Consider the following 11,800-nt stretch of genomic DNA (forward strand, 5'->3'; position numbering starts at 1 on the left):
GTTTTTATGTACGTAGAATTAAAAAACATCAACAAGCATTTTGGCAATTTCAAGGCATCAGACAACGTTTCTTTCGGCATCGAAAAAGGCAAACTCATCGGCCTCCTGGGTCCGAGCGGTTCCGGAAAGACGACCATACTCCGCATGATCGCAGGACTTGAAAATCCCGATAGCGGAGAAATAATCATCGACGGGAAAGTCATCAACAACGTCCCAGCAAGCAAGCGCGGCATCGGCTTTGTATTCCAAAGCTATGCGCTATTCCGCTACATGACCGTTTTCGAAAACATTGCATTTGGCCTTCGCGTGCTCAAGAAATCCGAAAACGAAATCAAGGAACGCGTCGCCGAATTGGTAAAACTCATCGGCCTTGAAGGTCTCGAAAACCGCTACCCGAGCCAACTTTCGGGCGGCCAGCGCCAACGTGTCGCATTTGCACGCGCCCTCGCGCCAAATCCACAATTACTTTTGCTTGACGAGCCATTCGCCGCCATCGATGCGAAAGTCCGCCAAGAACTGCGCCACTGGCTCAAGGAGATGATTGCAAAGCTCGGTGTCACAAGTATTTTCGTGACCCATGACCAGGACGAAGCCATCGAAGTCGCCGACGAAATCATCATCACAAACAAAGGACGCATCGATCAAATTGGCAAGCCACTAGAAGTTTACAGCAAGCCCAAAACCGCTTTTGTAGCCTCGTTCTTTGGACAACCAAGCATTTTTAAAGATTACAACAAGTTCCACAGCTTTGACACAATCCCGAATGTTGACCAAGCGATAGTCCGCCCTGAATTTGTCAAGGTCACCAAGAAAAACGAAGTTCAAAAATTCAAGAATTCTGCCGAAGAAGGTGTCGTGACAGACGTCGCATTCCGCGGGAGTGGCATCGAAATCACAGTACTCGTCAACGGAGAAACTCTTACCGCGCGCCGCTCTTTCGACGAGCCTAGTATTTCCGTTGGCGAAAAAGTCGATGTATTCATTTACCGTCTCTTTGTGACCGTAGGCAACTACGCGTTCTTACTCGATAACAAATCTATTCGCGAACCAATCGTCGTCATTTAGCAATCCAAAACAACCAAAAACACAAGACGCTCCGATTTTTTTCGGAGCGTTACTTGCCAAGACTTTTCAGTACAGCGGCTTTCCACTTTGGGCGTTGAAGGCGTAAAAATCACGGCCTGAAAGTCTTCAGCGCAGCAATCGTGCGGGAGATGAGGTCGTTCAGTTCCCAGCCGAGCAAGTTTGCGCCGCGTTCAATCACTTCGCGGGAGCACCCTGCCGCAAATTTCGGGGACTTGTACTTTTTCAAGACCGATTTCAGTTCCAAATCCTGTACGCTTTTGGACGGACGCATCAGCACAACAGCGCCAATAAGACCCGTGAGTTCATCAACGGCATAAAGCACTTTTTCCATTTCGTGTTCCGGCTTGACATCCACCGTGATAGACCAGCCATGGCTCGTTGTCGCGTGAATCAGCTCTTCCGAAAGGCCCGCCTCTTGCATCAATTCGCGTTCCTTGATGCAATGCTGTTCCGGCCACAATTCAAAATCAAGGTCGTGCAAGAGACCGACAATTCCCCAGAATTCTTCGTCTTCGCCGTAACCGAGTTCACGAGCAAAGTAACGCATCGTATTTTCTACGATTTCGCCATGTTCAAGGTGGAACGGATCCTTATTGTATTTCTTAAGGAGTTCAAGCGCTCCTTCGCGTGTAATATTTGCTGATAATGCCATGGCTCAAAATATAAGAATTTTATGGGGATGATTGACAGCATTCGCCCACGGATTTTTGCGCGTCATAAAGCAAAATGCGGCGTGCTATAAATTTTTCTAATTACTGATAATTGCTTATTTCGATAGACACCCCGCGTATGCCAAATTACTAATAAATTAATTCTATTATACACAATATTAATTAAGTATTGGACAAGGTAATAGTTACGTTCTATATTTTCGTCGTACAAATAGAATTATTCAAGAGCAAATCTTTTGCTAAAGAGGTGTTTTTAAAATGACAAAGAATACATCAAAAAAGAAAATTGAATCTGCAAAGAATACCGCTAACGTTACCGATCCGAGCACATGGAATTTTGCAACAAAGTGTTTACAGGCGGGTTGGAAGCCCAAGATTGGCGAACCACGCGTACTCCCGATTTTCCAATCTACGACTTACAAGTACGAAGATGTTGACGAAGTGGAACGCCTCTTTGCACTCAAGCAATCAGGCAACAAATACACCCGCACAGGGAACCCGACCGTAGCGGCATTTGAAAGCAAGATTACGGAACTCGAAGGCGGCGTGGGTGCAGTCGCAACAGCATCGGGGCAAGCCGCAGTCCTCCTTGCGATTTCGAACCTCGTGAAAGCAGGCGACCACATCGTTGCTAGCAAAAACATTTACGGCGGCAGCTACACATTACTCAGCGTAAGACTTTCCAAGCTCGGCATTGAAACGACTTTCATTGACCCGGAAGATTCCATCGCAGAACTCCGCAAAGCATTCCGCCCGAACACCAAGCTCATTTTCGGCGAAACAATCGGCAACCCCGCCTTGGGCATTTTGGACTTTGAAAAGTTCTCCAAGCTCGCCAAGGAATTTGACGTTCCGTTCCTCGTTGATAACACGCTCGCAACGCCATTTCTCGTGAAACCTTTGAAACTCGGCGCAAACGTTGTCATTCATTCCGCCACAAAGTACATCGACGGTCACGCCGTTGCGCTCGGTGGTGTCGTCATTGACGGTGGCAATTACAACTGGGAAAACGGTAAGTTCCCAGACCTCGTGGAACCGGATGCGCAATACGCAAACACCTCCTATACTCAAAAATTTGGACGTGCCGCATTTATCGCAAAGGCTCGCGCTCAATTCTTGCGCGATTATGGCGCCGCATTAAGCCCGTTCAACGCATTCCTTTTGAATTTGGGCCTTGAAACGCTCCATTTGCGAATGCCACAGCACAGTAACAACGCACTCGCATTGGCTGAATTTTTGTCCAAGCACCCCGCCGTGAATTGGGTCAGCTATCCGGGACTCAAATCTAGCCCATATTTCAAGCGCATCCGCAAATACTTTGATTATCAAGGCGGCAGCGGCGTACTCACATTCGGCCTCAAGGGTGGCAGAGCTGCCATCCGCTCGTTTGTCAAAGCTTTGAAAGTCGCAGCACTCGTCGTACACGTTGGCGACGCCCGCACAAGCGTTTTGCACCCGGCAACAAGCACTCATTCGCAGCTTTCGCCGAAGGACAGACTCGCCGCAGGCATCCCCGAAGACATGATTCGCGTATCCGTGGGCATTGAAGACCCGCGCGACATCATCGCTGACTTTGAACAAGCTATTGCAGCAAGCACCAAAGGCGGTAAGTAATGAGTATCGTTGTAGATGTCAATAAATACCTTGCTTTGAATGGTGCGACAAAGCGCATCAAAGATTACCTCTCTATTGAAGTTGCCGATCACGCCTACCTGCCGAAAACAGAAGACATTAAAAGCGACTGGGTCGCCTACATTGCAGCCCCCGCATTCAAGCTGATTCGCGAAAAATTGGGTCACGACATTGATTCATTCGTTTCCATCGGCACAGGCTCCGGCATTGACGTGTTGGCCGGCATTGAACTTTTGGGAGCAAAGCGCGTTGGCTTCACGGATTTGCAAAGAAGCGTTGTCGCCGCCGCTGCACAGAACGTTAGGAACAATTTAAAAAGCAACGACATTGAATTTGAATTTGGCGATGGCGATCTTTTGCAGCCGCTCAAAAACGGCAAGCGAAATTACGATGTGATTTACGAAAACCTCCCCAACGTGCCGCTCGCAAACAACACAAAGATTGAAGACAAACGCAATAGCGGCCATTACTTGGAAAAGCGCAAAGAAGCAATCCCCGAATTCGTTCACGAGCAAATGCTCGACTTGCATTACCTCGCGCTCAAGCAAGCTTGCAATTACTTGGCAGAAAACGGCGCCGTCTATTCCACGCTCGGCGGGCGCGTTCCACTCAGCGCATTCATCAAACTCGGAGAACTGGCAGGATTCCATTCTGAAATTTTCACGTATTCTTGGAAAGTCCAAGCCGAGCCGGAAGATGTGATTTCGGGATACGCCGCGCAAGAAAAAGCTGGCCTCGGCCCTTTTAGATTCTACCGTGTCGAAGACTTGCAAAAAGCATTTGCAAACGTTTCCGTCAAAGATTCAGGCAGTCGCGCGTTTGAAATCGAAAAATCTCTAGACTCTGTAAAACTTTCTGCCACCGCCGCATACGAAGCATTCAAAAAAGGCGAAGTCATCGGCCATACTGTCGCCGTGTTAAAATCAAGTTTAAAATAGAGGTTCCATGAAAAACGTTATCCACAATCTAATTGAAGAATCTCAAAAGTTCCTTTTCAAGAGAGCCAAAATAGACGACAAAATCGGGCTCGAAGCCGCCAATTTCGCAGTACGAGACATTCCAAAGCCTGTACGTAAATTTGAAAAAAGCGATTCGCCGCTAATCCGCTACATTGGAGAAGCCATCAAGCACGGGAACCCCGAAACCGCAGATTTGCTAAAAGCTTTGGAACCCGCCCTCCCCTATTTGCCGTGGAAATACAATTACGAGCCGCGCCCCGACATGCCTGATTTGGCCGATCAAATGGGATGGGGAGAAATTCTCGGTCCAGAAGCGCCCTATCACGACGAGCATTTTTGTTTCGGTTTTACGCTCCTAGGCAAAAACACCTTTTACCCCTCCCACTTGCACCCTGCCACAGAACTGTACGTCATTTTGTCCGGACACGCCATCTGGACATTGGACGGAATTTCAAAAGTACGCGGTCCTGGAGAGTTTGTACTGCACCCATCCAACCACATACACTCCATGCAAACCGAACACGAACCTATGCTCGCGCTCTACACGTGGAGCGGTAAAGACGTCAAAACGCTTTCAAAATATGTGTAAAAAAATTACACTTTTTCTTAGCGCTAGATATCAAAATTTTCAATAACACTTTTGATAATTTCTTTTTGTACCTTGCTTTACGAGATGGAGAATAAGTCAAACCCATAACAAAAAGGATACAACATGTACTCTACTCACTATATGGATCTGCTGATGCAGAATTCTCCCTGGAACCTGATTCTCTTCATGGCAATCCCCGTCATTCTCGCAGAGACCATCGCCATCACGGAATTGTTCCTGCTCAAATCGCCAAATGCGCACCCGACACTCTCCAAAGTGAATCGCACCGCGGGGATTCTTGCAGGGGTCGCATTCGTTGGAATCATAATCTATTTCATTCCAAACGTCATTATACCGCTCGCATCGGCAGGAGAATTCAGAACATGGATTGATGTCGTCGCAATATTCTCTTACATCCTTGCGGGCATTCCGATGATATTGCTTGCACTTTTGAACTTGAAACTTTTATTCCGCAAAGTTGTTGAGCAGAAAAGAACGACATACGCTATTCTTCTACTCGCCGCATTTCTCGTGCTTTCTCACATTGCCATGATCTTCGGGATGGTTGACCCGGGAATTGCAGGCTACAAGCCCAAGGCGAAGGCAGTTTCCGAGGTTCAACCCCCTGCACACCACATGGATTCAATGCACGAAGGTCACCACCATCACCATTGAGCATTCAATTTCTTGAATAACGCCCTTACAAGCCATAGCTTTTTTGTATTAGCCAAGCATTAACTTGGCTTTTATATTTGTCACCAAAATTCAACAAGTTCAATGACGATAGTTTAAGAATGACAATTACAGATTATTTGACGAAAGATTGGGACGAAAGCAAAACCCTTACCCGCGAAGAATGTTTGCAAATTTTAAATTTTCCAGACAACCAGCTAGATTTGTTAATCGAAGCCGCATTTAAGTTGCGCACTAAATACAAAGGCAACCGTGTCAACATTCAGCTTTTGACAAATGTCCGTAGCGGCAACTGCACTCAAAATTGCGCCTATTGCGCCCAATCTCGCGATTCCGAAGCACCCATTGAAAAATACAAAAGTGTTTCGGACGACAAGCTCTACGGCGACAATAATCTTGTTGATGAATTTCACCTGTCTCGGCACTGCATCGGGCTTTCGGGCATGGGTTTTACAGACAAAGAAATTGAAGAACTCGCCGAACGCATTGCGCACATGAAGAAATCGGGCACGCACATTTGCTGTTCCATCGGATTCTTGACAGAACACCAAGCCCGCATTTTAAAGGCGGCGGGCCTTGACCGCATCAATCACAACCTGAATACGAGCCGCCGTTTTTACCCCGAAATTTGCAGCACCCACACATACGAGCGACGCATCCAAAACATTCGCATGTTGCAGAGCATCGGCTTTGAAATTTGCTGCGGCGGCATCATTGGCATGGGCGAATCAAAAGAAGACGTGGTCGATATGCTTTTTGACTTGGTCGCCATCAATCCAGAATCCGTCCCCATAAACTTTTTGTTGCCGGTCAAAGGCACACGCCTCGCCAACCGCGACATTTCCGGGCTCACATTCGAATACGGCATCAAAATTCTTTGCCTTGCCCGCCTGTTGCTCCCGAAATCGGACATCCGTTGCGCCGCCGGCCGCGAAGTCTATTTCAAAGGACACGAAAAAGAACTCTTCAAAGTCGCCGATTCCATTTTCGCTTCGGGTTACCTCACCGAAGGCGGTCAAAGTCTGGAAGCTACATTCCGCCAAATCGAAAACGCAGGCTTCACATGGGCTGTAGAAAGCAAAGACGAATAATCATCGAACAGGTCGCTTAGTGTCACTAGAAATCGCACTTTCTTTTTTGCTTTATGCATTCGTCTCGGGAATTACACCGGGACCAGCGAACCTCTGTTCACTCTCAGTAGCGATGGGCAGCGGGAAAAGCGTCGCGATAAAGCAATGGTACGGACTTTTCACCGGATACACAATCGTCTCGCTAGCATCTGTTTTTATAGTTTATTTTATCAGTAGTGCATTTGAAAATTTCATCCGGGTATTTGCTTTCGTCGGAGCAATTTACATTGCATATTTGGCAATCAGCCTTTTAATTCAAGCGTTCAAGCCACTCGAAGAAATCCGCAACAGCCGCACAACCGGTAGTTTCCGCACAGGTCTTTTCGTGCAACTCACGAACGTTAAAATCATGGTGTTCTGCCTCACGGCAATCACAACCTACATCCTCCCCTACCACCATGATTTTTCGCACTTGCTGCTGTTCGGCATACTATTGCCGCTTACAGGCCCCATCTGCAATTTGGCGTGGCTTTTCGCAGGCGTTTTACTGCAAGGGCTTTTCAAAAAGCACCACAGAATTTTCTACACGCTCATGGGACTCTCGCTACTGTATTGCGCCATCGGGATTGTGAAGTGAGGAACTTTTCCCCTCATCTGTATTCTACTTCATTTGAGAAAGTGCGTAAATGGGACATATATCAACATGACGAATTGCATTGTTATCTAATTCGTCCTTATATTCAAATTCGCCAAAATTTTCCAGTGAACACCGATACGCTTTTGTCAATTTTTTATCGCGCATCATCAGCCAAAGACTTTTCATTCCACCTTTCGTTCCTGCTTTTACCTCAATGGGGGTTACGCGAGCTTCGCTACCTAAAGGGAGCCCATTCGCACTAGTACGTGTCTTACGACCCGACGCGTGAATTCTATTCCAATTACAATCATATTTTTATGAAGCATCGGAAAGAGGCGACCGGCAAGGATGTGAAAATTACGCAGTTTCATGGCGGTTCGGGCAAGCAGGCGCTTGAGGTAGTGAGCGGGCTTGAAGCGGATGTGGTCACGCTCGCGCTGGAATACGACGTGAACATTGTCCGTAACGCAGGGCTTATTGAAAACGGCTGGGTCAAGGATTACGAAATCGTGATGCCGAGTGTGAGCGTTTTGGCGGTTGGGATAAAGCACAAGCCAAGCACTTTGCTGACGGCGCCATTTTTGACCAGATTTACGAGAAAAATTAAGCATTTCAAAGTGCAAATAAAATAACAAAATCCTAGTTATAGAAGCACCTCGTTCAATAGCTGAGCGAGTTTTTTATAGCAACCAAAAACCTCTTTCCTATAGAAAATACCTATTAAAAGCCATATAAAATTAGTATTGGACATTTACGCTTTTGCGTTCTATTTTTACCCACAAAATTTATAGGATTATGTACGGAGAACCCGAATGGATTTTAATACTACTTTATTGCATCATAATTTTGAAAGTGAACGAAGTACCGGCTCTACGCTTACCCCTATTTATCAAGTCAGTGCATTTTCGCAAGAATCCGCAGAGAAACTCGAAGCTGTTTTTAACAATAGGGCTCCGGGTTTTGCATATACGCGTATCGGAAACCCCACGACAGATTCTTTCGAAAGGCGCATTGCATCTCTTGAAAAGGGCATCGGCGCGGTCGCATGCTCTTCGGGCATGGCAGCAGTAACGCTTTCGCTTTTGAACATTTTGCAGTCCGGCGACGAAGTTATTGCAAGTACGGCATTGTTTGGCGGCACGATTGACTTGTTCCACGATTTGGAAGCATTCGGCATTAAAACCCGTTACGTCACAGAAGTTACTGCTGAGAGCGTTCGTTCGCAATTGAGCGATAAGACCAAGGCTGTTTTTACAGAACTTATCGGCAACCCAAAACTCAATGTCGTTGATATTCAAAGCGTTGCAGATGTCGCACACGAAGCAGGCGTCCCGCTGATTGTCGACAGCACGACGGCAACTCCTTACCTTGTCCGTCCTTTTGATTTTGGCGCCGACATCGTTGTCCATTCCTCTTCAAAATACATCAACGGAAACGGAAGCGCCATCAGCGGCATCATCGTCGATAGCGGAAAATTCAAGTGGGATTACGCTAAATACAAAGGTTTGGAAGAATACAAACGCTTTGGCAAGTTTGCGTACCTCGCTAAGCTCCGCAATGGCATTTGGCGTAACGTCGGATGTTGTCTCGCGCCAGCAACCGCATTTCTCAACTCACTCGGGCTTGAAACTCTCGGGCTCCGCATGGAGCGATTGTGTAGCAACGCCTTGCAACTCGCTGAATTTTTGCAAAGTTTCGAAGGAATCAAAGTTAACTATCCCGCATTAAAAGGCAATAGCTATTACGATCTTGTACAAAAGCAGTTTAACGGCAAGGGCGGAGCCATAATTTCCATTGATGCAGGCACAAAAGAAAAAGCATTCAAGCTCATCAACAGCTTGAAATACGCTACAATCGCCACGAACATTGGAGACTTGCGCACGCTCGTCATCCACCCGGAAAGCACGATTTTCACGCACAGTTCCAAGCAACAGAAGGAAAACGCTGGTGTATTTGAAGGCTCCATCCGCATTAGCGTAGGTATTGAAGATATTGCCGACCTCAAGGAAGATTTCGAACAAGCTATAAAGCAAATTTCGTAGCTATTAACCAATGACCATTGACTAATAACTAACAACCATATAAAAAATTTCAATAACTCAGCATAAAAATTAAGTATTGGACAAAGTAAATAACGCGTTCTATATTTAGCATCAAAAATTATAGTACGGAGATAAAAATGTCAGAAGAAATTAAAATAGACGAAACCGTTGACGTCACCGACGTCAAATGCCCCACTACATTTGTCAAGGCTAAAGTCGCTATCGAAGAACTTGACGAAGGTCAGATTCTCGCCATCCGCCTGAACGACGGCGAACCGGTGCAGAATGTGCCGCGCAGCCTCAAGGAAGAAGGCCACGAAATTCTCAAGCTCAACGACAATCAGGATGGAACATACACGCTCTTTGTGAAAAAAGTCGGGGACTAAGGAGATTCCCGCTCAGAGGCGGGAATGACAAGATCAAAAAAATTTCAACCCATAAGGAATTTCAAAAATGTTTATTACTGTTGCAGGAAACAAGAAAGAAGTTAAAGACGGATTCACCGTTGCAGAACTCATTGAACAAGAAAAGGTGGAAACGCCGCAATACGTGACCGTTTCCGTGAACGATGAATTTGTCGAAAACGACAATTTCGCAACGACCGCTCTCAAGGACGGCGACAACGTCGAATTCCTCTACTTCATGGGAGGTGGTCAGTAATGGCTTTTACTAACGAACAACTCGAACGCTATTCTCGCCACATCATCCTCAAGGAAGTGGGTGCAAAGGGCCAGAAGAAGCTTTTGAACGCCAAGGTGCTCGTCATCGGTGCTGGTGGCCTCGGAGCTCCTGTTGCGATGTACCTTGCCGCCGCAGGCGTTGGCACCATTGGCATTGCCGATGCAGACGTCGTTGACCTTTCCAATTTGCAGCGCCAGATTATCCACGCCACAAAGGATGTGGGCAAGCCCAAGGTGCAGTCCGCCAAGGAAACGATGGAAGCGATGAACCCGGATGTGAAGGTGATTACGTACCACACCTTCGTCACCAGCGAAAACATCATGGACCTCATCAAGGATTACGATTTCATCATCGATGGAACCGACAACTTCCCGGCAAAGTTCCTCATCAACGACGCTTGCGTCATGGCCAAGAAGCCGTTCTCTCACGCGGGCATTATCCGCTTCCAGGGGCAGCTCATGACGTACGTTCCGGGCCAGGGCCCATGCTACCGTTGCGTTTTCAAGGAACCCCCTCCGAAAGACGCCGTGCCGACTTGCAAGCAGGCTGGCGTGATCGGCGCTATGGGCGGCGTTATCGGAAGCCTCCAGGCGATGGAAGCAGTCAAGTACATTCTCGGTGTCGGCAATTTGCTCACGGGTTACTTGCTCACCTATAATGCACTCACGATGGAATTCCGCAAGATCAAGCTCCCGACCAAAACGGACGATTGCGCAGTTTGCGGCACCCACCCGACGATTGACCATCTGATCGACTACGAGCAAGCCGTCTGCGAGATGAAACACTAAGGAATTTCAATGATTACAATTTCAAAAGATGATTATCAAAAAATTCTGGAGCATGCGGAGAAGAACCTCCCCGAAGAGGCTTGCGGGCTGATAGCCGGGAAAATTGAGGGGAACGACAAACATATTGAAAAGGTTTACCTGCTCACGAACATAGACCATTCCAATGAGCACTTTTCGCTTGACCCCAAGGAACACTTAGCCGCCATCAAGGATATGCGCCAAAACGGCCTATCCCCGCTTGGTAACTGGCATTCTCATCCCGAGTCCCCGTCGCGCCCGTCGCAAGAAGACAAGCGCCTCGCTTTCGACTGCAAGGCTAGCTACTTGATTCTTTCGCTGATGGATCGTGAAAATCCGGTGCTCAATTCGTTCCATATTGAAGGCGACAACGCCATGAACGAAGGCTTGGTAATCGGGTAAAGGTCTCCGTACAAACGGCGCCCCTGGGATCCTTCTGAAATTCCGATTCCGGGGGCGCTTTTTTATAGGGGAAATTTTAATGATGGCCAAATATAGTAAAAACATTTATGAACAAATGACTCTAGCCGCAAAAAAAGCGTATCCGAACGAATGTTGCGGCATTTTAGTGGGTAAAAAGTCCGAAAGGGGCGATATCGAAGTCACCGAAATTCGCAAAGCCGAGAACCAGTTTCAAGGGCAAAAAGCAGTCCACTTCAAAATAGACCCGCTATATCTTTACCACTTGGAACAAGAACTTGATCCGCGCGGTCTTGAAATTGTCGGCATTTACCATTCACACCCCGACTGCCCCGCCATTCTCTCCAAAGAAGACGAAGAGTACATGGTTCCTGACCTCGAATACGTCATCATGTCCGTACAAAACGGCGAAGTCGTGGATGTGAAAAGCTACAAGAAGGCGATGCCGCCCCTCAATAGCAATAACTAATGACTATTGACACCCTGCAAAAAGCTTTCCGTTATAAAAAAAATC

14 protein-coding genes and 2 pseudogenes are annotated in these 11,800 nt (G+C 47.2%); 14 read left to right on the forward strand and 2 right to left on the reverse strand.

The genetic code is table 11. The features are described from left to right. Positions 1–6 precede the first annotated feature (6 nt). A complete protein-coding gene (locus B3A20_RS10475; protein WP_290764469.1) occupies positions 7–1,065 on the forward strand; it encodes an ABC transporter ATP-binding protein in 1,059 nt (352 codons plus the stop codon). A 109-nt stretch (positions 1,066–1,174) separates the two neighbouring features. Here B3A20_RS10475 and B3A20_RS10480 read toward each other — a convergent pair whose 3' ends face one another. Then, positions 1,175–1,738: a hydrolase gene (locus tag B3A20_RS10480; protein ID WP_085490188.1), complete on the reverse strand. Its 564-nt coding sequence runs from the start codon at positions 1,736–1,738 to the stop codon at positions 1,175–1,177. A 277-nt stretch (positions 1,739–2,015) separates the two neighbouring features. Between B3A20_RS10480 and B3A20_RS10485 the strand changes: the two genes are divergently transcribed. The 6 genes from B3A20_RS10485 to B3A20_RS10510 all read left to right on the forward strand — a co-directional run bounded on the left by B3A20_RS10485 (position 2,016) and on the right by B3A20_RS10510 (position 7,337). Next, positions 2,016–3,371: an O-acetylhomoserine aminocarboxypropyltransferase/cysteine synthase family protein gene (locus B3A20_RS10485; RefSeq protein ID WP_290764475.1), complete on the forward strand. Its 1,356-nt coding sequence runs from the start codon at positions 2,016–2,018 to the stop codon at positions 3,369–3,371. Beyond that, on the forward strand, positions 3,371–4,327 hold the full coding sequence (locus B3A20_RS10490; RefSeq protein ID WP_290764478.1) for a 50S ribosomal protein L11 methyltransferase: 957 nt from the start codon (positions 3,371–3,373) through the stop codon (positions 4,325–4,327). Before B3A20_RS10485 ends, B3A20_RS10490 begins: the two co-directional genes overlap by 1 nt. Positions 4,328–4,334: 7 nt before the next feature. Further along, positions 4,335–4,937, forward strand: coding sequence for a dimethylsulfonioproprionate lyase family protein (locus B3A20_RS10495; protein WP_290764481.1), 603 nt, complete (start codon positions 4,335–4,337; stop codon positions 4,935–4,937). Between the two features lie 123 nt (positions 4,938–5,060). Beyond that, complete coding sequence (locus B3A20_RS10500; RefSeq protein ID WP_349680076.1) at positions 5,061–5,612, forward strand: DUF6803 family protein; 552 nt, start codon at positions 5,061–5,063, stop codon at positions 5,610–5,612. Between the two features lie 119 nt (positions 5,613–5,731). Then, the gene (bioB, locus tag B3A20_RS10505; protein WP_290764486.1) at positions 5,732–6,721 is read left to right on the forward strand and encodes a biotin synthase BioB; all 990 of its coding nucleotides are present in this window, start codon (positions 5,732–5,734) and stop codon (positions 6,719–6,721) included. Between the two features lie 19 nt (positions 6,722–6,740). Then, positions 6,741–7,337: a LysE family translocator gene (locus B3A20_RS10510; RefSeq protein WP_290764488.1), complete on the forward strand. Its 597-nt coding sequence runs from the start codon at positions 6,741–6,743 to the stop codon at positions 7,335–7,337. 24 nt (positions 7,338–7,361) lie between these two features. Here B3A20_RS10510 and B3A20_RS15620 read toward each other — a convergent pair. Continuing rightward, positions 7,362–7,565 (reverse strand): annotated as a pseudogene (locus B3A20_RS15620) (ATP-binding protein); the annotation flags it as partial. A 38-nt stretch (positions 7,566–7,603) separates the two neighbouring features. Here B3A20_RS15620 and B3A20_RS15560 point away from each other — a divergent pair. The 7 genes and pseudogenes from B3A20_RS15560 to B3A20_RS10545 form a co-directional block, all read left to right on the forward strand. Further along, positions 7,604–7,840 (forward strand): annotated as a pseudogene (locus B3A20_RS15560) (substrate-binding domain-containing protein); the annotation flags it as partial. Between the two features lie 309 nt (positions 7,841–8,149). Then, positions 8,150–9,379: an O-acetylhomoserine aminocarboxypropyltransferase/cysteine synthase family protein gene (locus tag B3A20_RS10520; protein ID WP_290764493.1), complete on the forward strand. Its 1,230-nt coding sequence runs from the start codon at positions 8,150–8,152 to the stop codon at positions 9,377–9,379. Positions 9,380–9,516: 137 nt separating this feature from the next. Further along, a complete protein-coding gene (locus B3A20_RS10525) occupies positions 9,517–9,765 on the forward strand; it encodes a sulfurtransferase TusA family protein (protein WP_290764496.1) in 249 nt (82 codons plus the stop codon). A gap of 67 nt (positions 9,766–9,832) precedes the next feature. Further along, entirely contained in the window at positions 9,833–10,039 is a 207-nt protein-coding gene (gene thiS / locus B3A20_RS10530; protein ID WP_290764498.1) for a sulfur carrier protein ThiS, read from the forward strand. Beyond that, positions 10,039–10,848 carry a thiazole biosynthesis adenylyltransferase ThiF gene (gene thiF, locus B3A20_RS10535; RefSeq protein ID WP_290764500.1) on the forward strand — a complete coding sequence of 270 codons (810 nt, stop codon included), beginning with the start codon at positions 10,039–10,041 and terminating at the stop codon, positions 10,846–10,848. The genes thiS and thiF overlap by 1 nt, the downstream gene beginning before the upstream one ends. A 9-nt stretch (positions 10,849–10,857) precedes the next feature. Then, positions 10,858–11,268 carry a M67 family metallopeptidase gene (locus tag B3A20_RS10540; protein WP_290764502.1) on the forward strand — a complete coding sequence of 137 codons (411 nt, stop codon included), beginning with the start codon at positions 10,858–10,860 and terminating at the stop codon, positions 11,266–11,268. A 79-nt stretch (positions 11,269–11,347) separates the two neighbouring features. Next, entirely contained in the window at positions 11,348–11,755 is a 408-nt protein-coding gene (locus B3A20_RS10545) for a M67 family metallopeptidase (protein ID WP_290764504.1), read from the forward strand. Positions 11,756–11,800: the final 45 nt, after the last annotated feature.

The organism is Fibrobacter sp. UBA4297 (genome assembly GCF_002394865.1).
In the GTDB taxonomy this organism is placed as follows: Bacteria; Fibrobacterota; Fibrobacteria; order Fibrobacterales; family Fibrobacteraceae; genus Fibrobacter.

Bases quoted from the DNA above. Each gene is read 5' to 3' on its own strand.
- B3A20_RS10475 (WP_290764469.1), top strand. From the start codon at position 7: ATGTACGTAGAATTAAAAAACATCAACAAGCATTTTGGCAATTTCAAG.
- B3A20_RS10480 (WP_085490188.1), bottom strand. From the start codon at position 1,738: ATGGCATTATCAGCAAATATTACACGCGAAGGAGCGCTTGAACTCCTT.
- B3A20_RS10485 (WP_290764475.1), top strand. From the start codon at position 2,016: ATGACAAAGAATACATCAAAAAAGAAAATTGAATCTGCAAAGAATACC.
- B3A20_RS10490 (WP_290764478.1), top strand. From the start codon at position 3,371: ATGAGTATCGTTGTAGATGTCAATAAATACCTTGCTTTGAATGGTGCG.
- B3A20_RS10495 (WP_290764481.1), top strand. From the start codon at position 4,335: ATGAAAAACGTTATCCACAATCTAATTGAAGAATCTCAAAAGTTCCTT.
- B3A20_RS10500 (WP_349680076.1), top strand. From the start codon at position 5,061: ATGTACTCTACTCACTATATGGATCTGCTGATGCAGAATTCTCCCTGG.
- bioB (WP_290764486.1), top strand. From the start codon at position 5,732: ATGACAATTACAGATTATTTGACGAAAGATTGGGACGAAAGCAAAACC.
- B3A20_RS10520 (WP_290764493.1), top strand. From the start codon at position 8,150: ATGGATTTTAATACTACTTTATTGCATCATAATTTTGAAAGTGAACGA.
- B3A20_RS10525 (WP_290764496.1), top strand. From the start codon at position 9,517: ATGTCAGAAGAAATTAAAATAGACGAAACCGTTGACGTCACCGACGTC.
- thiS (WP_290764498.1), top strand. From the start codon at position 9,833: ATGTTTATTACTGTTGCAGGAAACAAGAAAGAAGTTAAAGACGGATTC.
- thiF (WP_290764500.1), top strand. From the start codon at position 10,039: ATGGCTTTTACTAACGAACAACTCGAACGCTATTCTCGCCACATCATC.
- B3A20_RS10540 (WP_290764502.1), top strand. From the start codon at position 10,858: ATGATTACAATTTCAAAAGATGATTATCAAAAAATTCTGGAGCATGCG.
- B3A20_RS10545 (WP_290764504.1), top strand. From the start codon at position 11,348: ATGATGGCCAAATATAGTAAAAACATTTATGAACAAATGACTCTAGCC.